Source organism: Paenalicyclobacillus cellulosilyticus (assembly GCF_014647315.1).
GTDB classification, from domain to species: domain Bacteria; phylum Bacillota; class Bacilli; order Alicyclobacillales; family Alicyclobacillaceae; genus Alicyclobacillus_J; species Alicyclobacillus_J cellulosilyticus.
This window is the reverse complement of sequence record NZ_BMOY01000020.1, coordinates 23320-44500: the sequence shown is the minus strand read 5'-3', so window position 1 is coordinate 44500 and position 21181 is coordinate 23320. Positions and strand designations below refer to the sequence as shown.

The window sequence follows — 21181 nt, the reverse complement described above, 5'->3', positions numbered from 1 at the left end:
CACGCAATCCCCGTGCCCCATGCGAACCGCGCACGTTACGCACGCGCGTGTCCGCCGGAGCCAAACGAGTTCACCGTCAACCGCAATCCGGGTTGTTGCTGCAACCCTTGGTTGACCTGCTCGACGACGGATGCCGCCAGGCGGGGATCCGCCATGGCGAACGAGATGTTGGCGCGCAGCCAGCCTTCGAGATGGCCGATGTCGTGACGAATCCCGGTAAACTGGTACGCGAACGCTTGGCCGCGCAGCGCAAACTGCTGGATGGCGTCCGTGAGCTGCAATTCTCCGCCGTGCCCCAAGGGCGTGCGCTCCAACACGTCGAAGATGGAAGGCGGCAGGATGTACCGGCCCAACACGGCCAGATTCGAGGGCGCTTGGGCGACGCTCGGCTTTTCGATCACGCTGCGGACCGGGATCACACCGCCTGGGGCGATGTCGGCGCCGCCGGGATCGACGATGCCGTACTTTGACACATCCTGCGCCGGCACATGCTGGACGCCGAGCAGAACACTGTCCGGGCGGTCGTATTGTTCCATCAACTGCTTGGTCACGGGAACATCCGATTGAATGATGTCGTCTCCGAGCAACACCGCGAACGGTTCTTGCCCAACAAACGAACGCGCACAGAGGATGGCATGACCGAGACCGAGCGGCGTCTTCTGCCGCACGTAGTGAATGTCCACCAAGTCCGAGATGGCCTTCACTTCGGTCAAGATGGAGGATTTGTGGTTCTGCTCCAGGTGAAACTCAAGCTCTGGTGAACGGTCGAAGTGGTCTTCGATGGCCTTCTTGGTCCGCCCGGTGATGAGCAGAACCTCTTCGATGCCCGCGTAGACCGCCTCTTCTACAATATATTGTATACAAGGTTTGTTGAGAATTGGCAACATCTCTTTGGGAACCGCCTTGGTGGCTGGCAACATGCGGGTCCCAAACCCTGCTGCCGGAATGACCGCTTTGCGAACTTTCACGTCATCACCCCGTTTGACCGGTTCCCGCAACCCCTGTGCGCACAGCCGCGCGCTCTGTCCGCACGCGTGTCTTTCTGCGCCGTTCGCAGGCGTTTCTCACCATTTCCATTCTCCAATCTTACACGAGATTCCTCTTTCCCCCAAACGCGACGGCGTTTGGGGGCGCAAAACTTTTGCCACGCGGAACGACGCGCTGTCCTCGCGGCCCGGGACGCGTTTTGGGCGTGTATGCTGAGTTTTGGCCTGCCATCAGGGGTTCAGCGCCTGAGAAACAGCGTGTAGAATGAGGGGGAATTCCAAGGCCGGAGGCGCGCGATGCAGGTCTGGCAACGAAACCTGTGGGTGTTGTGGGTCGGCGCGTTCGTCACGTCGGCCAGCTATTCGATGGTCATCCCGTTTCTGCCCCTGTTTTTGCTCCAGATGGGGGTCCACCGTCATGTGGAATTGTGGTCCGGGGCGCTCTTCAGCGCATCGTTTCTCGCCGGGGCCGTCGCATCCCCGTACTGGGGTTCGCTCGCTGACCGGTACGGGCGCAAGCCGATGATCATCCGGGCCGGATTGGTGTTGTCGCTGATTTACACCGGCACGGCGTTCGTTCACCACCCGTACGAGCTGTTGGTGCTGCGCATCCTGCAGGGATTGTTGACCGGGTTCATCCCGGGGGCCATCGCCCTCGTGGGGACCAACACGCCGGAGGACCGCGTGGGATACGCGCTGGCCATGATGTCGACCGCCACGGCGACGGGCGGCATCTTGGGCCCGCTGTTCGGCGGGGTGTTGTCGCAGTTGTTCGGTTCCCGGATTGCCTTTGCGACGGCTGGCCTCATGGTGTTTTGCGCCACCTGGCTCGTCGTCTTCTGGGTCAAGGAAGAGCGGTTCGTCCCCGGCAAGGCGCGTGTTTCGGTCTTCCAAACCGTCGGCGAGGCGGTCAGAAACCGCCGCCTGCTCATGGTCCTGTTGCTCAACGTATGCACCTCGTTTTCCATCATGACCATCGAGCCGGTGCTGCCGCTCTACATCGCAAGCCTCGGCGGCCAGAGCGCTGCCCGGCACGCCTCGCTGTACGCCGGGATTGTCTTCTCGCTTTCGGGCGTCGCGAGCATCGTGTTTGCACCGCGCTGGGGGAGGCTCGCCGACCGCATCGGCTTTCGCAAGGTGGTCATCGTCGGCCTCATCGGCGGTGCCCTCGGCAACCTGGCCCAGATCCCGTTCCACCACATCGTGGCGTTCGCCGCCGTGCGCTTTGCGTACGGCGCGTTCTTCTGTGCGGTGTTTCCCGCCATCCAGGGCCTCATCGTCCACTGCACGGAACCGCGTTTTCGCGGCCGGGCGTTCGGCCTCAACCAGACGGCCAACCAGATTGGCAACATGCTCGGCCCCATGATTGGCGGCTGGGTGGGCGGAGTCTGGTCGGTGCACGCGGTGTTCTGGTTGACCGGCCTCTTGCTCGCCGCCACCGTGGGTTTGGCCGTATGGACGGTGGACGTGGCGCCGCGCAACTCCCAGGCGGCTCCGGCAACCGTCCGTCACGGCGGATAAGGTGCGCTTGGGCGGGTCCGGCGGCCATGGTAATCTGGAAAGGACGACGGCTTGTGGAACAGGAGGTCGCGGCCATGGAAAAGACGAAAATCATCCTCGATGTGGACACCGGGGTCGACGATGCGCTGGCGGTGTTGTACGCGCTCGCCAGCCCCCGGCTGGAGGTGCTGGGGCTGACGACGTGCTTCGGCAACGTGGACGTCGATACCGCCACGCGCAACACCCTCGCGCTCGTCGCGTTGTCCGGGCGGGATGTTCCCGTGTACCGCGGCTCTGAGGCACCGCTGTTGCGGCCGTGGTCAGGTCCCGTGCCGTGGATCCACGGAGAGAATGGGCTCGGCAATGCACCGGTGACGGCCAGCGGGCGTCCGGCTGAGGAAGACGCGGTCCATTTCATCCGCCGGGTGGTGCGCGAGCATCCGCACGAGGTGGTGCTGGTGCCGGTTGCGCGGCTGACGAATGTCGCCAAAGCATTCCTGTTCGACCCTGAACTGCCCCGCTTGGTCCGGCGCGTGGTGGTGATGGGAGGCGCGGCGTTTTGCCCGGGCAATGTGACGCCGGTGGCGGAGGCCAACATCTGGGGAGACCCGGAGGCTGCCCGCATCGTGTTTAAATCCGGTGCGCCTGTCACCATGGTGGGCCTCGATGTGACCATGCGCACCCTCCTTGTCCACGAACAACTCGCCTCGATGGCAGCACGCCCGTACCGGGCGCTCGTCCAGGAGGCCGTCCGGTTCTACATGCACAGCTACTATGCCGCGGGCCGCGTGCCGTCGCTGTCCTGTCCCCTGCACGATCCGCTCGCCGTCGGGGTTGCGGAAGACCCCGCGCTCTGCACCGTCCGCCGTTATGCGGTCGACGTCGAGACGCAGGGCGAACTGACCGCAGGCATGACGGTGGTCGACGCGCGCGCGGACAGCGCTGCGGAGAAGAACGTCGACGTGTGCGTGGACGTCGACGCGCCCGCCTTTCTGCAGCGCTTCTGTGCGGTGCTCGGGATGGATGCCTCGGCGTGAGGAGGTCGTCCGCATGGGCGAATGGACGTGGCTGCACGTGTGGTTTCCGTTGGCCGACGTGGAACTGATGTCGGGTCCCATCGATGCGAAGACCGCCAATGTCTTGGTGCGGGCGGTGCGCCGTTTGCCGGAGGCGGAGGCGCAAAAGCTCGGTCTGCCGGAAGGTGAGGCGTGGTATGAGGTGCGCATCGCCCCGCACCACGTGGCCCCGTTTCGCGGCGGCCCTTGGTTGGGCCGGTTTCCGGAATCGGCGTTGCGCCAACCAGACACTGCCCTGTTCCAATTTCGGGAACGCCTTGCGGCGGCGGTGGAAGCAGCAAAGCGCGCGCAGACGCAGTGAAGCATGCGCGCCCGGCACAGCGTCATCCGGGCGCGCGGTGTGGATGCGGGGATGGTTGCGACGGTTGCGGCAAGGTCAAGCCGCGGCGGAGTGTCAAGCCAGGATGGCCTCAATCTCCTTCAACGTCTCTTCATCGAGCTGGATGCCGGAAGCCTTGGCGTTCTCGACCACCTGCTCCGGCCGGCTCGCTCCGATGAGCGCGCAACTCACGCTCGGCAGGCGCAACACCCATGCCAACGCGAGCTGGGCCAGGCTGATTTCGAGCCGTTCGGCCACCTGGATGAGCCGTTCCACCTTCTCCAGGTTCGCTTCCGTCAGGTAGCCTTTGATGAAATGGCTGACCTGTTCGGTCGTGGCGCGCGAGCCTTCCGGCAACGGCTTGCCCTTGCGGTATTTGCCGGTCAACACACCCTGCGCCAGCGGCGAGAACACAACCTGGCCGATGCCCGCCTCGTCGCAGATGGGGATGACGGCGTGCTCGATGTAGCGGTTGAACATGTTGTACACCGGTTGGCTGGCGGCGAACTTGCGCAGCCCGAGCTCACGCTGGATGCGCACCCCGAGCGCAATCTTGTCGGCCGGCCACTCGCTCAAGCCGGCGTACAACACCTTCCCCTGCGCCACCAGGTCGTCGAGGGCGCGCAGCGTTTCCTCCAGGTCGGTCTCCGCGTCGTAGCGGTGACAGTAGAAGATGTCGACGTAATCGGTCTTGAGCGCCTTGAGGCTCTTCTCGACCTCGCTGAAGATGTGCTTGCGGCTGAGGCCGCGGTCGTTTGGGCCGCTTCCCACCGGCCAATACGCCTTGGTCGTCAGGATGTAGCTCTCCCGCGGATACGGGGCCAGCGCTTCGGCCAGCACCTCTTCCGCCGCGTGCGGCCGGGCGCCGTAGACGTTGGCGCAGTCGAAATGGTTGATCCCCAGGTCGTACGCTTGTTTGACGCAGGCGATGGCTTGCTCCCGTTCGGTTACCGTGCCGTATGTCAACCAGCTGCCGAGGGCAATCTCCGATGTCTTCAAACCGCTTTTTCCCAGTCGCCGATACTGCACGCGCGGCCACCTCCATGATCAGGATCACGTCCCATCATAGGCGGATTTTTCCGGAAAGGCAAGCCGTGCATCCGGTTCGGGCATCATCCGGCACGGCAGGCCGCGCCCGCAAGGCTCTCTTCACCCTTTTTCGCGATCCCGGTGTTCCGAAGCGTGATCGGCCACGGGGTCTGGATGGAGGAGGGGATCAACCCGCCGCCATGTGTTCAGCTCGTTGATGCGGCTCGCATAGTCCGAGATTTCGGCGAACAACGCGGCAATCTCGTCCCAGTCCTCCCGTTCGTGGACTTGGCGCAGCTTGTCTTCAATCACCGCTTCAAACTTGAGGATCTGTTCGGGGATGCGCGCCTTGATGCGCTCCCACTGCGCGATGACCTCTTCCTGCTCGGCAGGCGTCAGTTGCTCGAACTCGAGCTCGGGATTGGGCAGCGGGATGCCCAGCCGCTCGTCCAGCAAGAACTGCACTGCCTCCACCTCCTCCGGGGGCATGGCCACCGTGTTGCAGGCTCACACCATCAATTTATCTGATATCTATGATAAAATCTGTGGCGCAAGAATGCCAGGCGTTCATGCCCATGTTCATGCTGGGAGGAGTTGGCCGGCTTGGATGAAGCGCAGGTGACGGCATGGCTCACCGGGATGTTGGACTGCGGCGTCTTGTGCGATCCGCTGCTGGCAAACCACTTCGCCCTGGCGTCGGATGCGTCCGTGTGCGACACGGCTCGCCAGGACGCGGCGCTGCTCGCCGCCCGCCACGCGCCGGCGGACGGCACCCCGGCGGTGCTGGGGACGGTGCCGTTCGCGCCGTCGCTGTTCCCGCGGGCGGTCTTTTCGGCGCTCATCGCCACCGCGGTCCATCTCGCCCGTGAACAGGCGGGCCGCCTCGCCCGCAACCACGACATGTTGCGCACCATGTTGCACACAGCTTGCGGCAAGGTCGCCGCGTTTTTAAGCCGATACGGCGGGGAGCCGCTCTATTTCATCTACCTGTTGGTCGCCGGGTACGACATGATGCAGCCGCTGTGCCGCCACCGGCAGCTGGAGGAGGCGGAGTGGCTGCAGGGCATCCGGCATCACCCGTATCCGCCGGAAGAGTTGGAGACGCTGTTGCTCATCGCCTTGGCGATCGGTGCCATCCGGCTCAAACCTGCGGCAGGGCGGGGCGGCCGCGTGGTGCAGGTCACGCAGGCCGGAATGCGTGCCTGCCGGTGGCTCACCGGGATGTTGGAAAACTCCGGTTATCAGGCGGCGCGGGCGGCGTATGCGTATCTGTACCACTTCGATCACGTGATCGATTGGGATGACATGTGCCGGGAGGTCTGGCCGGACGCCGTGTCGGTGCGGTCCCGGTTTGTGGAATGGATCGGCGTGTCTGCGGGCGCGCGTGTGCTGGAACTGGGATGCGGGACCGCAACCATGGCGTGGGAGGCGGGGTTGTCCGCGGCCGTCGGTCCGCACGGCCGCTTGGTCTGTCTCGACGAATCCGCATCCGCCCTGGAACGCGCAGCGCGGAAGCAGGCACCTTGTCCGGGCGGCGCGTCCGTGACGTTCCTGCACGGGAGGTACGACGATCTGCCGTTTGCGGACGCCTCGTTCGACGTCGTGCTGGGGGCGGGGTTCCTCCACGAGCGGAACGGGCAGGCCGTGGTGCGCGAGATGGCGCGCACCGCGGTCCCGGGCGGCGTGATCGCGGTGTTGCAAGGGTTGCAGACCCACCTCTTGCGGCCGTTCTTTCGCGAGTGGTTCGCCCCGTTGTTCGACCTGGCCGGTATCCGCTGCCCGACGGCGTTTCAACAAATTGCGCCGACGGAAGCCGACATTCTCGCCTGGTTTGCCGGCGCCGGGCTGACCTGCATCGAGGTGGCGCGCGTCGAGAGCCGCTGGGTGTTCAACCAACCGGACGTGGTCGTCCAACACATCATCCGCGGGTTTGCGTTCTTTCAGACGGCGTTGATGGGACTGCCGTGGGATGACCGTCGCACCATCCTCCATGAACTGGTCGACCGCGGGGTCGACGTCTGTCGCCGTTACCCGCTGGCCGAGCGCACCGTCTATGTGCCGATGCTCATGGTCCGCGCCGCCCGTCCCGGTGCCCGTCCGCCCCGGGCGGACGCGGGGGAGCGGCGCGTTGTGGTATGATGGACGCAAAAAGGGGTCGGACGGATGTCGGGACGCGTCGCGTTTGTGACGAGCGGTGCCCGCGGATTGGGACACGCCACGGTGCGGGCGTTGTTCGCCGCGGGGTGGGATGTGTTCTTCACATTCGGGAAGAGTGAACAGGAGGCGGCGAACCTGATTGCGGAAGCGGAACGCCTCGGGCGGCGCGCGGGCTGCCGCCGGACGGACCTGTTCAACCCGCACCAGGTCCGCGCCGCCCTGCACGCTTGCGAGGCATTGTTCGGCCGCGTCGACGCGGTCGTTCACAACTTCGGTCCTTTTGTCTTCGAGCGGGTGGCCTTGGCCGATTACACGGACGATATGTGGCGGATGATGGCGGACGGGAATCTGACCAATTTCTTTTGGTTGTACCGGGACGCCGTCCCGGGCATGCGCGCGCGCCGGTTCGGCCGCTTCGTGACCCTGGGCTTCGACGGTGCCGGGCGGGCGGCCGGATGGGCGTGGCGTGCCCCGTACGCGGCGGCGAAATCCGCCTTGGCGTCTCTGACGCGTTCCATCGCGCGCGAAGAGCGGGAGCACGGCATCACGGCCAACATGGTCTGCCCGGGCGACATCCGGGGCGAGGCGAAGATGCAGCGGATTGTGGAGGCGCCGCGCGGCCCGGACGGAAGACGCCTGCCGGTGGGCGAGGATGTCGGCCGGGTGGTCGCGTTTTTGTGCAGCGAGGAGAGCGCGTACATCAACGGGACTGTGATTGAAGTGACCGGCGGGGAGGACGTGCTGGGGATCCGCCGCGAGGGGAGGGATGCGCGTGACGCTCGCTGACAACCTGCGCCGTCACTTCCCGGTGGTCCGCCATACGGCGTATTTGGCGACCTCGGTGCGCGGTGCGGTGCCCGACCTGGCGTTGGAGGCGATGCAGAAGGCGCTGGCGTGGGAAGCGGAATTCGGCGGCGGGCACCCGGAGTACGCGCAGCGGTTGCAGCAAGCCCGTGCGCGCGTGCGGGAACACCTGGCTGCGCTGCTATGTACTCGTCCCGACCGGATTGCGCTGACGGACGGCGCAGCGCATGCGGTCCAGCTGGTGTTGCACGGGTTGCCGCTTTGGCCTGGCGACGAGGTGGTGGTCAGCGACGACGTCGACGCTGCGGTCTGGCTGGCGGTTCATCTGCAGCGGCAACGGCGGGGCATCGTGGTGCGCGTGGTCGATGGCCGGCTCGCGCCGGACGACCTGGTGGCGGCGGTGAATGCGATGACCGGGCCGCGGACACGGTTGGTGGTCACCGCGCACGTCTCGCCGGCGACCGGGCAGCGGCAGCCGGTGGAGCGTTTGTGCGAGGTGGCGCATGCGAAGCAGGCGTTTCTCTTGGTGGATGGCCGCCAGGGCGCGGGCGTGGATGCGGTGGACGTGGAGGCCGCAGGCATCGACTTCTACGCGGTGGACGGCGGGACGTGGCTGTGCGGGCCGGAAGGCGTGGGCGCGCTGTATGTGCGCCGCGACGCATGGTCTGTCCTGGAGCCCGCGTTCGCCGGTCCGTCGGCACTCGCCGCGCCGGGCGCCGTCCAGCCGTACGGCGGGTTTTGGCTGGCGCCGAATGCGGCGCGGTTCGACTGTGCGCACGCCGGACTGGCCGCCTGGACGGGCTGGGCGGAAGCGCTCCGCTTCCTGCGCGCGGAGGCGGGCTGGGATTTCATCCGTACCCGCGTCCGCGGCCTGTCCGGCTATTTGCTGGATCGATTGTTGAGCATGGACGGGGTGCGCGTATGGACGCCGCGCGAAGGCCGGGCCGGGTTGGTCGTGTTCCAGACGGCGCGGCTGGCGCCGGACGCGGTGGCGGCCGCCTGCGCGGCGCGCGACGTCCGGGTGGAGGTGCTGCCAGACGCCGTGCGCGCGGCGACCGCCATGTACAACCAGGAAGCGGACATCGACCGCTTGGTGCAGGCACTGGCTGAAGCCGGATCGTTGCGCGGCCGGGACAGTGCGTCGCTGCACGGCCATGACGGAGCGGCAGCGGCGGGGGCCGCTGCGGCGGGGACCGCGGCGGCCGGGACGGAAGCGGCTCACGACCTGTCGTCCGGCGCGCGGCCGGGGCGCTGACCAGCGCTTGACTGTGCCTCGTGGGCACGGCTGGTCGCCCGCGCTGCCGCGCGCAGGCGGCGGCTGAGCATGTACTGCAACCCGGCCGCAAACAGCACGGCCGCGGCGAGGTAAAACGGGTGTTGCCGCACGGGCCCGCATCCTCCTTTTGCATGATGTCCCGGCGTTTTGACCCGGGCGTCTTGACACGGGCGTCTGTGAGCAGGGCGTCTTGACCCTTGCCTGTTGACCCGAGCGTCCCAGGTTGCCCGGGCTGCCCGCGTGTAGCATGGCCGGTTTGCGGCGGCGCATGCGCCGGATGCCCGGATGCCCGGTCGGGGCGCGATGTCCGGGTCAGCGGCGGATGGAGATGTGGCCGTTGCGGGTTGCGCAATGCAGGTGCACCACGGTTTCCTCCGCCGCGCCGAGACTGCGGAAGCTGGCGAAGCGGGCGGCCTTCGGCTGTTGCGGGTCGTCGTATTCGACCTCCATCCCCTCGCCGCTCACCTCCACCCGGCCGAGCCCCGTCTTGGCGCTCCCCGTCACGCCGGCCTCGGCCGGCAGGCCGAGGACCGTGATGCCTCCCATCCGGGTTTCCAGGTGCACGCTCCGGCTGTCCGGACCGAGGCACTCGGTCAGGTGAATGGCGCCGTTGCGCGCAGCCACGCGCAGGTGTTCCGCCGTCGTGCGGTACAGGACCACGTTCCCGTGTTGGGTCACCAGCTCCATCTCCTGCGCATGCACGTCTTCTGCCTGGATGCCGCCGGTGTGCGCCTTGGCGGTGAGCGTGAGCGCGCTGCCGGACGGCAGCCAGAGATCCACGTCGGCAGCCAGCACACGGTCGTCCCGCACGAGCAGGATGCGGCACACCCCGTCCGCCTCTTCCAAGTGCAATTGGCCCGCCAATACCTGGCGCGCTTCCGGCAGGGAGGACCCGCGCACCTCTGCCCGCACCGATGCGCGCAGGGTGTGGTCGGGGGCGGGGAGCAGGTGGATGCGGCCGTGGTGCGTCTCGACCGTCAACCGCCGCACGCCGGCACCGAGCTCCCAGTCCTTGCGGACGCGCAACTGGTCGGCCCGCGGCGCCATCTCGCCCAGCTGCTGCTCGATGGTGCGGCGCGCTTCCTTCATCGCCTGGGCAACGGTCGCTGTCACCGCCGACCCCAAGTGTTTTAACTCATCCTTCCATTCGCTGAGATCCGCCAAGTCTTGCAGTTCGCGGAATTTGCCGTCCCACCGCCAACGAAAGGGCCGCCCTTGCCCCGGCCCGTGCGGGGGATGCGGGTGCGCTTTCCGCCCCGAGAGGGCGGCGAGCAGGCGATCCGCTTGTTCCGCCGTCAGCTTGCCGGCTGCCAGCATCTCCAACACCTTTTTGCGCTCTTCCATCGCTCACTTCTCCTCCAGGCGCCGCAGCGCTTCTTCAAACGTCAGTTCTCCGCGCGCCAAGGCCTCCAGGATGTCGGACGGCTCCGCTTCCGCCTGCGGCTCGGCCGCGCCAGGCTCCACCGGGTACCCCATCGCCGTGAGGATCTGATCCAGGCGGGATCGCACCGTGGGGTAAGAGATCTTGAGGTCCCGTTCCACCTCGCGGATGTTGCCGCGGCAGCGCAAAAACACCTCGACGAATTGGAGTTGCTCCGGCGTCAGCCGGTGCAGGGCGCTGGCGGCAAACTGCCCCTGCACGCGGGTGCCGCAGCTCGGGCACGAGAGTTCGGTGACCATCATCGCGTCGCGGCAGGCCGGGCAGGTGAACGGCATGGTATACACAGGCACAGGCATCTCCTCCTCGTGTACCGGCGCGGGCGAACCGGGCCGGTTTGTGTCCATTATGAACCTTGCAGTGGATGATTTCAATATGTCATATGTACGATGTTGATGATGTGCATCAACATCATTCAAGTTGATCCTTCAAGAGCGCCGTTCTTGGCTGCAACCGGTGTACGGGGGTGTGACCAGTCCGCGCCGGCGCAGCCCCTTCGGATACAGGTTGTTGATCCGCCCGTCGCTGGCGCGCCCCCAGCCCAAGGGCAGGCCGCCAAGATGGAGCCAGCGCCAACCAGCCTCCCCGTCCGCCGCAGGCAGGGCTTCGCCAGCCAAGAACGCCGCTGCCTGCTGCGGGTCGAGCGCCAGGGGGTGTGCCGCCGCGCCGTGGGCAATGGCCATCGCCAGCGCGTGGTGGGGAACAAGGCGGCGGCCTTGTTCGCTCGCCACCGCCAATCCTGGGCGCAGGGCGCGCAGCGGCGCAACGAGCAGCCGCACACCGTCCGGCGGGCAGGCGAACCAGACGTTTCCTTGGCGTATCCATGCCGCGTCCGCCAGGTCGAGCGGTGCAAGACTGCGCTCCGGATGGGCGAGCAGGTCGGCGAGCAGTCCGGCGAGCAAGGCGCCGGCCGCGCGGGAAGCAAACGGTCCTGCGGCACCTGCCGGGCGGCGTGACCATACGGCGGGACCTGGCTTGATCGCGTGGCCGTGATGAGAACGGGGACGCACAGACCGCTTCCCGCCTTGGCTTTGGCCGGAGACATCCCCCGGTACGGTGTCCAACAGGTGCATGCGTGCGACGAAATGGCCTTCCCCGCGGCCACGATGAGGCCACAGGCGGCGGGTGTGCACCAAGTCCGGGTGGCCGTCCGCCCACTCCGGCCGGCCCGGCTCCCAGCCCGGCCAAGCCGGCAGCGGATCGAGGGCGACCGGGAAATGCGCGCGCAACCAGGCCACCACCTGCTCGTTCTCGACCGGGTTGAACGTGCAGGTGGAGTAGACCAGCCGGCCGCCCGGACGCAGCAAGCGCAGTGCGGCGACCAGGATGTCCCGCTGGCGCATGGCGCACAGCGAGGGTGCCTCCTCGTGCCACGCCGCGCACGCCGTTTCATCCTTGCGAAACATGCCCTCGCCGGAACACGGGGCATCGACCAGCACGGCGTCGAAGCACGCGGGCCATGCGTCCGCCAGCACGTCCGGCGCAGCCTGGGTGACGATGGCGGGCACGCCTGTCCGCTCCAGGTTCTGTGCCAAGATTTCCGCCCGCTGCGGGTGGACGTCGTTGGCGACCAAAACGCCGCGGCCGCGCAGGCGGGCTCCGATGGCCGTCGCCTTGCCGCCCGGGGCTGCACACAAGTCCAACACGGCTTCTCCCGGTACGGGATCGAGCGCAGCCACGGGCGCCATCGCGGACGGCTCTTGGATGTAAAACGCTCCGGTCTCATGGTGGACGCTGTGGCCGAGCGGGCTGGTGAGCGGCAGGTAATACCCGTCTTCCGCCCACGGCACCGGCGGGCCGAGCGCGGCGGCCAACTCCGGCGGCAGGGGGAGTCTCTCGGCCGCCACGGCCAGTCCGTCGGCTGGCGGGCTCGCCTCGCTCGCCAGAGGCCAGTGTCCCTGACGGCCGGGCGTGTGGTTTGTGCATGCGCCCGCGTGCCCCTTCAGGGAATGGACGGGTTGCAGCCGGTGCAAGCGCACGCCGCGCACCGGCGGCTCTTGGAAGGCGGATGCCAGCTCGTCCAACTCGGACGGGTGCATCCACGCTCGCATCATCGCCCAAAACGCGGAAGGAACCGGCATGTCCTGCAAAGACCTCCCTGTGCGCCGCCAGCGCCCTGCCCGGGCGGCCCGCTGCGGCCGCCGCAACACGTATCGGCGCTTTGGCGCCAACCTCGTGGTCATCATCATACCACCCGCCGGGGGCCCTTGCGTTGCGCAGGGTGCGGCCGGCAAGTATAGTGGTGTTCGACAGTTGACCTGCGCGAGGAGGGAAACCATGGCGACACGCCCGTCCAAAGAACTTGTGGTCGTGCCGAACCCGCACCCGGACCGGGTGTACGATGTCGAGATGACGACGTCCGAGTTCACCACGCTGTGCCCGATGACCGGCCAGCCGGACTTTGCGACCATCACCATCTTCTATCAACCCGGACCGCACATCGTGGAGCTCAAATCGCTGAAGCTGTATCTGTGGAGCTTCCGCAATGAAGGCCACTTCCATGAGGATGTCACGAACATCATCCTCAACGACTTCGTCGCCGCGGTGAAGCCGCGCTACGCGCGCGTCACCGCCGATTTCACCATCCGCGGCGGCATCCACACCAAGGTGACGGCCGAGTACCGCGCTCCGGAAACAAGCGCCTGAAGCGTGCCGGCCGCGGCGGGACGCGGGCGTCACGGCGCGGCCGGATTGCCTGCGCCCGCGCCCGCTTGACCGATGCCCGCGCCCGCTTCTCCTGTGCCGGGCGCGATACGCTCCACCCGCTCCACGCGGTTGTGCGCGTCCACGAACACCACCGCCGGCATGACGGTGTCCCATGCGGTGTCATCGACCCAGGCCAGAGACAGGATGATCACCGCATCGCCCGGTTGAAAGTGGCGCGCCGGCGGCCCGTTGAGGCCGATGACCCCGGATCCGGCCGGGGCGGCCAGCGCGTACGTCTGCCAGATGACCCCGTTGGCCAGGTTGGTCACCTGGACCATCTCGTACGGCCGGATGTCGGCCGCCGCCATCAGGTCCGCATCGATGCTGATGCTCCCCACGTAGTTCAGATGGGCGTGCGTCACCGTCGCGCGGTGGATCTTCCCCTTGCACACTTGTCGCAGCCATCCCACGCCGTGGTCTCCCCTCTCTCCATCGCGGCTTGTGCCGCTCGTCGCCGCGGCCCGGGCGCCGCACCGCGTTCCACATATCATGTGCATGACGCGAAACTGAGGTGACGCACATGGCTTATGTGGTTGGCGTGGCGACGACCGTCCGTCCGCGTGTGCGCGCGGACGGGAAGCTGCGGCCGCCGCGCTATGTATGCCTGCTGGCGGAGGAAGTGCGCGCTGGCGGAGGGACGTTGATCCTGTTCGACCCTGCGGCCGCCGCCCGCCGCGATCCGTTTCCAGCCTGGACGCCTGTGGATCCGGCGCGGCCGTTCGCAGCGTGGCGCAGGGTGGTTCACCCGTGGCCGGATGCGGTCTATGAAAACGCCTATGTCCACCTGGCGGTCGCCGGGTACTGCCGCGGCATGCGGATGGCGGCCCGCGCGCGCCGCTGCCCGGTCTTCAACCCGGTGCTGCCGGGCAAGTGGCGGATGGTCAAGCTGTTGCAAGCCGCGGGGCTCGCCGCATACCTTCCCGAGACACACCGTTTGGCGGGGGCAGACCAAGCGGCAAGATGGATAGACGGCTGGGGGGCGGCGTACGTGAAACCGGTCGGCGGTTTCGGCGGGATGGGCGTGGCGAAGGTGGAGCGGCGCGGCGGCAGGTACCTCATTCGGATGGACCGTGTGCCCGGGCGGCGCGGCCGCCTCTGCCGGGAGGTCGACCGGGCCGGTTTGCTGCGTTGGCTGGCGTCGCGCCGCCGGGTGCCGCACCTGGTGCAGCAGGCCGTCCCGCTCCTTTGCCTGCGCGGCCGCGCGGTCGACTTTCGGGTCGTCGTCCAGCGGGACGGCGAAGGTCGCTGGCAGTTGGTCGGCATCATCCCCAAGTGGGCGGCCAAGGGGGGCGTGGTGACGAATCTCGTGGCAGGCGGGGAGCGTTTGTCGCTGGCCGCGTGCGAGCGCATGGCGCGCGCGGAAGGCAAGTCGGTGCCGTCCGAGCGGCTGGCGGCGTGTGCGCTTTCCATCGCAGAAGCGCTCAGCCGCCGCCACCCCGCCTGCGGCCTCGCTGGGTTCGACCTTGGGGTCGATGAGGACGGCCGCGTCTACATGATTGAAATGAACCCCAAACCGGCCAGGTCGTTGTTGACCGATGCGATGCGTACTCGTTCGGCGCGCCTTGCCGCCAGATTCTTGCTCTATCTTGCGTCTTCGCGGGCGGAAAAGCCCGGCGGGACGTCCGTTGTTGGTCTTGCCAGCCGGGAACCAGTACAATGAAACCGAGGTGTCATCGGAGGCGCATGCCGCAACGATGTGGTATGCGCGAGGGAGAGGAAGGTCGGCGCATGCGGGATTGGCCGCGACGGCGCGTACCGTCCGGGAAGAGGAGTGTGCGAAGGGAACGGTGTCCGCAGCCAAGGCACCGCGCGCGCACGCTGGCATGGGCTGCCGCGGCGGCGTTGGCGGCAGGGGCGCCGTGGCCGGCGGGTGGCGGCGCGGTCGGGACGGCGCAGGCGCGCACCGTGATCGAGATGACGCCTGTCGTCGGTTTCGCCGGGTATTATGCGCGCAACCACTGGGTCCCGGTCGATCTCGTCATCCAAAACCGCGGCCCGGCGGTCTCGGCCACGTTCACCCTCGACGTCGATCAAGCCATCGACACCGGGCGCACGGCGCAAGGCGTCTTGGCCTGGTCGGCGCGGTTGCCGGCGCACGGGTGGGCGCACGTCCACATCGCGGTGCCGGGGAATCTCATCGACGGGATGGCGGGCGTCGACTGCTGGGTGGGAGGGCAGCCGGTGGCGACCGCGTTTCTCAGCGGCAACGCGGTGAGCAACGTGGCGCTGGTCGCCGTGTTGACCCACAACGCGCAGGATGCTCAGTTTTTGACCGGGGCCACGGAGGGTCCTCAGGGCAACCCGGTGTTGCCGGTGGTGGTCGATCCGCTCAACTTTCCGACCACCCCCAACGCGTTGACGGCGCTCTCTGCCGTCGCCGTCACGCCGTCGGTCCTCGCGGCGTTGTCTCCCGCGCAAGCCGCGGCGCTCAAAGCATGGATCAAGTTCGGGGGCATGCTCATCTGGATGGGCGCCGGCCCGCCGCCATCCGGATGGGCGGCGTGGGCGCCTTTGCGGCCCGGTCCGGTGCGTGCCGTGTCCGGACAAGCCCTCGCGGCGAACGTGGGCAACACGTCGGCGAAGATCGGCAAGGTGTGGGTGGCGGCCGCGGGCGTGGAGCCCGCTGCCGCGCTGTGGGCCGGCACGCCGGACGCCCCGCTGGTCGCGGCGCAGCCCATCGGGCGCGGGTGGGTGGTGCAGACGGCGTTCTCCCCGCTGTCGCCGCAGCTGTTGGGGTGGTCCGGCAACGCGGAGATGTGGACGGCTCTCCTCGGCGCGGGGATGCCGCACGGTTGGAGCGCATGGGTGGCGCCGCTCGACCCGGCGGGGGTGCTCGGTCTCACGGCCGCCAGCGACGCCCTCTCGCCGCTGCGGGTGCCGTCGCTGCGCGCGTGGGCGTGGGTGTTTGTCGCTTACACGCTCTTGGCCGGGCCCGTTTTGTTCCTGTGGTTGCGGCGCAAGAAGCGGGAGCCGTGGGCGTGGTTCATTCTGCCCGCCCTGTCGGTGGTGACGACCCTCGGCATCTACGGGTTCGGCGTCGCCGAACGCCCGCCCGGCATCCTGACGGACGGGCTCGGGGTGCTCGAACTCGCCGGGGATGGGACCGCGTTTGCGTACGGCATCCGCGGTTTCATGGCTCCGTTCACCGTGAATGCCCGCATGGACGCGCCGGCGGGTTCGCTCGTGTTGCCGCTCGCGGCGCAGACCGTGCGCCAGTTGGGCAGCGCGGTGGTGCGCGAGGGCCGGCAGGTGACGGCGTCCTTCAGCGGCGTCGGGCGGTGGGGCATCCGGTATGCGTACGTCTCCGCCCCGGCCGGCGGCCAGGGAGCGGTGTTCGCGCTGCTCACCGCGCGCCGCGATACCGGCCTCTACGGTTACGTCCGCAACGACACGCCGTATCCGCTGCACGATGCGGCCCTGTGGTGGAACGGGCGGCTCTATGAACTGGGCGACCTCGATCCCGGCACCGCGCGGCCGGTGGGGGACGCGACCGCACAGACCACCGCGGAGCCGACCGCGTTCGCGGCGTACGCCGCCTACAACCGCGACTTGGCGAGAGGATTCGGGCGCCCGCTGGCGAACTTTGCCGCACAGTACCTGTTTGCCGCCAGTTTGCCGCCGGGCCAGGCGATGTTCGTGGCCACCACGGACAGCCGGACGCCGGCGCTGCCTTCGCTTTTGACCCGGCAGCGCGTGGCGTCGGACCAGCACCTGGTGCTGGTGCGCCAGTTCGTCCCGGTCAGCGCGGGATGGGGGTGATGCGTCGTGATCGACACCCACAACCTGAGCAAGCGGTACGGCCGGGTGGTCGCTGTGCGCGACCTGAACCTGAGCGTCCGGCGGGGGACGGTGTTCGGCATGGTGGGGGAGAACGGCGCCGGCAAGACGACCACCCTGTCCATGTTGGCGACCCTGACCACACCCAGCTCCGGGAAGGCGTACATCAACGGCTACGAGGTGACGCGCCAGGCGCAGGAGGTGCGGCGCTGCATCGGCTACATGCCGGATTCGTTCGGCGTGTACGATGACCTGAGCGCCGAGGAGTACCTGTTGTTTTACGCCGATTGCTACGGCTTGCCCCGCGACGTGGCGGTGCGGCGTTGCCGCGAGCTGCTCGCGTGGGTCAACCTCGGTGACAAACGCACGGCGTACGTCAACGACCTGTCGCGCGGGATGCAGCAGCGCCTTGAAATCGCCCGCTGCCTGATGCACGATCCGCCGGTGCTCATCCTCGACGAGCCGTCGTCCGGCCTCGATCCCCGCTCACGGATCGAGATGCGCGGGGTGCTGCGGCAGCTGCGGTCGCTCGGGAAGACCATCCTCATCAGCTCGCACATCCTCTATGAATTGAGCGAGATTGCGGATGAAATCGGGATCCTGCGCGGCGGCGAGCTGGCAGCGGTGGCTTCGGTCGGCGTCATGCTCCAGCACGCTTCCGGTTTCCGCACCATCGGCATTGCCGGGCGCGGTCCGCTCACCGTCTGGGAACGTGTCTTGCGCGACGACCCGCAGGTGGTGGACGTCCGGTTTTTGGGCGAGGGCGTCGAGGTGGTCTACCGGGGTTCCCTCGACGACCAGGCCCGGCTGCTGCGGGCGTTGCTGGAGGCGGGCATCGCGGTGTATCAGTTCTCCGAGCGGCCGACCGACATCGAGCAACTGTTTTTACGTCTGACGGAACGGACGGTGGAGGAAAGATGATCCGCAACCCCTTGCTGCACAAGGAATTCCGGCAGCGGATGCGGACGAACCGCGCGCCCGTGGTCATCGTGGGGTATTTGGCGAGCATGTCGGCTCTGACCTTCTTTTTGCTGTATGAGAACGTCCAGGGCCAACTGCTGCAGTTCCAGCCGGCGCGCAGCGAACAGGTGTTCTTCGTCCTCAGCCTGATGCAGATGGCGGTGGTGGCGTTTCTGACCCCCGCGTTTGCGGCCGGGTCCATCAGCGGTGAGCGGGAGCGGCGGACGCTCGCGGTGCTGTTGACGACGCCCATTTCTCCGCTCGGCATCCTCGTCGGCAAGGTCCTGTCGTCGAGCGCCCTGCTGATCCTGCTCCTCGTGGTCACCCTGCCGCTGTACAGCCTCGTGTTTTTATTCGGCGGCGCGGTACCGCAAGAGGTGGTGGCCGTCATCGCCTTCCAGCTGTTCACCATCGTGATCATCGCCGCCATCAGCGTGTTGTGGTCATCCATCGCGCTGCGCTCGGGCTGGAGCACGGTGCTCGCTTACGCCACCGTGGGATGGATGGTGTTTGTCACCGGGTTTGTCGGGTACGGGTTGAACTTCATCGCGCAGCACAGCCCGGTGGCGTACTTCGCCGGCCGCTGGGCGGAGCGGGTGTTGTCGCTCAATCCGTTGTGGATCGAGGCCGTGCTGGAAAAGGCGGTGCGGGCAGACCCGCACGACTGGGTATGGTTCGCCGTCTTCTACTCCGCGGTCTGCCTGGTCCTGCTCGGACCCGCGGTCTGGCGGCTGCGCCCGCAGGCGCTCTATTGGCTGCCTTGGCTCGTGCGCGCGGAGGAAAAACACTACCAATGACAGGCGGCGAGGAAAAGGAGAGGAGTGGCATGGCGTGCTGATTGCGCTCGCGGCATTGTGGTTCGTGTTGTTGGGGGCGCTCGTGTGGGTGAACGTGCGGCTGATCCGGGGCGCGAGCGGCCGCCAGGTTGGCCCGGCGGGGGAGGAAGGCGCGCATCACGTGCCCGGACGTGACGCGGGCGGCCTGGCGCAAGCGGATCGTCCGCCGGCCCGTCCGCCGCAAGGCGGGGAGCGGGACACGGCGGCTGCCGACCTGCGTGCCGGCACGCTCGCGGTTACGAACTCCGGTTCCCAAGCGGCCCACGCGTCCGCACTGCGGGCGGAACCGGTGGAGGTGGTCGAGGGCAAGCGCAGCGGCGCCAAGGTGTTCGCCCGCGGCGGTGCACCGTACGTGCTCCACGACGTGTCGGTGCCCGCTTTCGCCGAGGAGACCTGGCGCCGCTGTTTTGCCGCGTTGTGCAGCGAACCGGCGGTGGTCGGCTGGGTGGCGTTTGCGGGCGAAACGGTCGGGGCGGCGGATCGGGAGTACGACGACGATTTTCTCGACGTGTTGCGCCAATACCGCCGCAGTGCCGGCAAGTTGCGCAAGGAGGTCGGCCTGTCGGACGCCGCCGAGACGACCATCGTGGGCGAGGAAGGCCAGGTGTACATCTGGACCGGTCTCGACGACATCTGGATGGTCCTGTTCGTCGAGCGGCAGGCGGACGCCCGCCAATTGGCGGCGCGGGCCCTTCAGAGCGTATCGGAAGTCATATCTCGTCCCGGCCTGACGTAGAGTCTATGGAGAGTGCGGCCGCGCGTGCGGCCGCCAAGCGGCCAAAGGCCGGGGAGGGTTACCGGGTGCACGCCGTCCTGTCGATGCTGCTCGCCTTGGCGATGGTCTTGTTCGGCGCGGAGCTCTTCACCAACGCCGTCGAATGGCTCGGCCACAAGCTCCGTCTGGGGCAAAGCGCGGTCGGCAGCGTCTTCGCCGCCTTGGGAACGGCGCTCCCGGAAGCCGCCGTCCCCGTCACCGCCATCGCGTTCGGCCAAGACCATCCGCACGCGGAAGAGGTGGGCATCGGCGGCATCCTCGGCGCTCCGTTTTTGCTCGCCACGCTCGGTTCGTTGATGGTGGCGGTCTCGTTGTACATCACCCGCCAGGTGCGCGGCCCGGGCGCCCTGGCGGTGGAGCGGTCCGTCTTTCAGCGGGACATGACGTTCTTCCTCATCGCGTACGCGCTGACGCTTTCCGCCGGGTGTGTGCCGCTTGCGGCCGTCCACGCGGTTGTGCCCTGGCTGCTTGTGGGCCTGTACGCCTGGTTCCTCATCCTCAACCTGCGCGCTCCGGCGCAGCCGCACGACCCAGGCCGACTGCATCCCCTGTACCTCCAATGGAAGTCGCCTCATCCTTCGTTCCTCGCGGTCCTCTTGCAGTTGGCGTGCGCGCTTTGCGCCATTGTCGGCGGGGCGCAGTTGCTCACCGACGGGGTGGAATTCATCGCGTCCTGGCTCGCGGTCCCTCCCTTCGTCCTCTCCGCCCTGCTCGTCCCGTTGACGACCGAACTGCCCGAGACGTTCAACAGCGTGGTATGGATCCGCCAAGGCAAGGACAGCCTAGCCATCGGAAACATCACGGGTGCCATGGTGTTTCAGAGCACCCTCGTACCCGCCCTCGGCATGTGGATGACGGCGTGGAACCTCTCCGCGCAGGCGTTGCTGACGGGCGGATTGACGCTGGCCGCGAGCGCGCTCATCTTCGGCGTCTATCGCCTGCGCGGGAAGCTGACACCGGACGTGTTGATTGCGGCGTCTCTGTTGTACTGGATCTTGCCGCTCTTGGCCTTGGCCGACCTGTATGCGGCGGAGGCGCTGTACTGGGGGCTCGCGGGAATTGTGGCGGCGTTCATGGGGTTCGCGGTGCGGGCGGGTCTTGTCGCCCGCGGCGCATAAGCCGCCTCCCGGCCGCACGTCCCGGTGTGGTGCACCTCGGGGCGCACAGTGGTATAATCAGGGCGCACGTGCCAGCAAAGGAGGATGAGGATATGGCAACCGCCGTCGTGACGGATCAGACGTTCGATCAGTTCATCCAATCCGATAAACCTGTGTTGGTCGACTTCTGGGCGACCTGGTGCGGCCCGTGCCGCATGATGGCGCCCGTGCTCGAAGAGGTCGCCAACGAGTATGCGGATAAACTTGTCGTCGGCAAACTGGACGTCGACCAGAACCCGGAAACCGCCACCCGCTTCAATGTGATGAGCATTCCGACGCTCATCCTGTTCAAGGACGGCAAGGTGGTCAAGCAGATCATCGGCTACCGGCCGAAGAGCGACCTGGTCGCGCAGTTGGCTGACGTGTTGTGACGGCGCACGCAGGA

General features: G+C 67.5%; 22 protein-coding genes. 14 read left to right on the top strand and 8 right to left on the bottom strand.

The window, feature by feature from the left end; all coding sequences use genetic code 11:
• Positions 1 to 35: 35 nt before the first annotated feature.
• Positions 36 to 968, bottom strand: a complete 933-nt coding sequence (galU, locus tag IEX97_RS07610) for a UTP--glucose-1-phosphate uridylyltransferase GalU (protein ID WP_188882147.1) — start codon at positions 966 to 968, stop codon at positions 36 to 38.
• Between the two features lie 315 nt (positions 969 to 1283).
• Here galU and IEX97_RS07605 point away from each other — a divergent pair, with 315 nt between their 5' ends.
• From IEX97_RS07605 to IEX97_RS07595, 3 genes are all read left to right on the top strand, one after another.
• Complete coding sequence (locus IEX97_RS07605) at positions 1284 to 2507, top strand: MFS transporter (protein WP_188882145.1); 1224 nt, start codon at positions 1284 to 1286, stop codon at positions 2505 to 2507.
• A 74-nt stretch (positions 2508 to 2581) separates the two neighbouring features.
• Positions 2582 to 3523, top strand: a complete 942-nt coding sequence (locus IEX97_RS07600; RefSeq protein ID WP_188882142.1) for a nucleoside hydrolase — start codon at positions 2582 to 2584, stop codon at positions 3521 to 3523.
• A 13-nt stretch (positions 3524 to 3536) separates the two neighbouring features.
• Positions 3537 to 3863 carry a hypothetical protein gene (locus IEX97_RS07595; protein ID WP_188882140.1) on the top strand — a complete coding sequence of 109 codons (327 nt, stop codon included), beginning with the start codon at positions 3537 to 3539 and terminating at the stop codon, positions 3861 to 3863.
• A 93-nt stretch (positions 3864 to 3956) separates the two neighbouring features.
• Here IEX97_RS07595 and IEX97_RS07590 read toward each other — a convergent pair whose 3' ends face one another.
• Positions 3957 to 4910, bottom strand: a complete 954-nt coding sequence (locus tag IEX97_RS07590; RefSeq protein WP_188882139.1) for an aldo/keto reductase family protein — start codon at positions 4908 to 4910, stop codon at positions 3957 to 3959.
• Between the two features lie 120 nt (positions 4911 to 5030).
• Positions 5031 to 5375 carry a hypothetical protein gene (locus IEX97_RS07585; protein ID WP_188882138.1) on the bottom strand — a complete coding sequence of 115 codons (345 nt, stop codon included), beginning with the start codon at positions 5373 to 5375 and terminating at the stop codon, positions 5031 to 5033.
• Positions 5376 to 5513: 138 nt separating this feature from the next.
• Between IEX97_RS07585 and IEX97_RS07580 the strand changes: the two genes are divergently transcribed.
• Genes IEX97_RS07580 through IEX97_RS07570 form a run of 3 tightly spaced genes read left to right on the top strand, consistent with a single transcriptional unit; the run spans position 5514 to position 9126 of the window.
• Positions 5514 to 7049, top strand: coding sequence for a class I SAM-dependent methyltransferase (locus tag IEX97_RS07580; RefSeq protein ID WP_188882136.1), 1536 nt, complete (start codon positions 5514 to 5516; stop codon positions 7047 to 7049).
• Positions 7050 to 7073: 24 nt separating this feature from the next.
• Positions 7074 to 7853 (top strand): SDR family oxidoreductase, encoded by a 780-nt coding sequence (locus IEX97_RS07575; RefSeq protein WP_188882134.1) that lies wholly within the window; start codon positions 7074 to 7076, stop codon positions 7851 to 7853.
• Positions 7840 to 9126, top strand: coding sequence for an aminotransferase class V-fold PLP-dependent enzyme (locus tag IEX97_RS07570; protein ID WP_188882132.1), 1287 nt, complete (start codon positions 7840 to 7842; stop codon positions 9124 to 9126). The genes IEX97_RS07575 and IEX97_RS07570 overlap by 14 nt, the downstream gene beginning before the upstream one ends.
• On the opposite strand, the gene IEX97_RS07565 is transcribed toward IEX97_RS07570, so the two are convergent.
• The 4 genes from IEX97_RS07565 to IEX97_RS07550 all read right to left on the bottom strand — a co-directional run bounded on the left by IEX97_RS07565 (position 9090) and on the right by IEX97_RS07550 (position 12666).
• Positions 9090 to 9257, bottom strand: a complete 168-nt coding sequence (locus tag IEX97_RS07565) for a hypothetical protein (protein WP_188882131.1) — start codon at positions 9255 to 9257, stop codon at positions 9090 to 9092. The two genes, IEX97_RS07570 and IEX97_RS07565, sit on opposite strands and share 37 nt — an antisense overlap.
• A gap of 202 nt (positions 9258 to 9459) precedes the next feature.
• On the bottom strand, positions 9460 to 10491 hold the full coding sequence (locus IEX97_RS07560; RefSeq protein WP_188882130.1) for an SHOCT-like domain-containing protein: 1032 nt from the start codon (positions 10489 to 10491) through the stop codon (positions 9460 to 9462).
• 3 nt (positions 10492 to 10494) lie between these two features.
• Positions 10495 to 10878 carry a DUF2089 domain-containing protein gene (locus IEX97_RS07555; RefSeq protein ID WP_229776615.1) on the bottom strand — a complete coding sequence of 128 codons (384 nt, stop codon included), beginning with the start codon at positions 10876 to 10878 and terminating at the stop codon, positions 10495 to 10497.
• A 135-nt stretch (positions 10879 to 11013) separates the two neighbouring features.
• A complete protein-coding gene (locus IEX97_RS07550) occupies positions 11014 to 12666 on the bottom strand; it encodes a methyltransferase RsmF C-terminal domain-like protein (protein ID WP_188882128.1) in 1653 nt (550 codons plus the stop codon).
• Between the two features lie 196 nt (positions 12667 to 12862).
• Here IEX97_RS07550 and queF point away from each other — a divergent pair, with 196 nt between their 5' ends.
• Positions 12863 to 13231: a preQ(1) synthase gene (gene queF, locus IEX97_RS07545; protein ID WP_188882127.1), complete on the top strand. Its 369-nt coding sequence runs from the start codon at positions 12863 to 12865 to the stop codon at positions 13229 to 13231.
• A gap of 29 nt (positions 13232 to 13260) precedes the next feature.
• On the opposite strand, the gene panD is transcribed toward queF, so the two are convergent.
• Positions 13261 to 13701 carry an aspartate 1-decarboxylase gene (gene panD / locus IEX97_RS07540; protein WP_229776613.1) on the bottom strand — a complete coding sequence of 147 codons (441 nt, stop codon included), beginning with the start codon at positions 13699 to 13701 and terminating at the stop codon, positions 13261 to 13263.
• 110 nt (positions 13702 to 13811) lie between these two features.
• Between panD and IEX97_RS07535 the strand changes: the two genes are divergently transcribed.
• The 7 genes from IEX97_RS07535 to trxA all read left to right on the top strand — a co-directional run bounded on the left by IEX97_RS07535 (position 13812) and on the right by trxA (position 21167).
• Positions 13812 to 14951, top strand: coding sequence for a YheC/YheD family protein (locus IEX97_RS07535; protein WP_188882126.1), 1140 nt, complete (start codon positions 13812 to 13814; stop codon positions 14949 to 14951).
• A gap of 113 nt (positions 14952 to 15064) precedes the next feature.
• Positions 15065 to 17050 (top strand): hypothetical protein, encoded by a 1986-nt coding sequence (locus IEX97_RS07530; RefSeq protein ID WP_188882124.1) that lies wholly within the window; start codon positions 15065 to 15067, stop codon positions 17048 to 17050.
• A gap of 6 nt (positions 17051 to 17056) precedes the next feature.
• The gene (locus IEX97_RS07525; protein WP_188882122.1) at positions 17057 to 17989 is read left to right on the top strand and encodes an ABC transporter ATP-binding protein; all 933 of its coding nucleotides are present in this window, start codon (positions 17057 to 17059) and stop codon (positions 17987 to 17989) included.
• Entirely contained in the window at positions 17986 to 18825 is an 840-nt protein-coding gene (locus IEX97_RS07520) for an ABC transporter permease (RefSeq protein ID WP_188882120.1), read from the top strand. Before IEX97_RS07525 ends, IEX97_RS07520 begins: the two co-directional genes overlap by 4 nt.
• A 34-nt stretch (positions 18826 to 18859) precedes the next feature.
• Positions 18860 to 19600, top strand: a complete 741-nt coding sequence (locus IEX97_RS07515; RefSeq protein ID WP_188882119.1) for a hypothetical protein — start codon at positions 18860 to 18862, stop codon at positions 19598 to 19600.
• Positions 19601 to 19665: 65 nt separating this feature from the next.
• On the top strand, positions 19666 to 20757 hold the full coding sequence (locus IEX97_RS07510; protein WP_188882118.1) for a sodium:calcium antiporter: 1092 nt from the start codon (positions 19666 to 19668) through the stop codon (positions 20755 to 20757).
• Between the two features lie 92 nt (positions 20758 to 20849).
• Positions 20850 to 21167, top strand: a complete 318-nt coding sequence (gene trxA, locus IEX97_RS07505) for a thioredoxin (protein ID WP_188882117.1) — start codon at positions 20850 to 20852, stop codon at positions 21165 to 21167.
• Positions 21168 to 21181 lie beyond the last annotated feature (14 nt).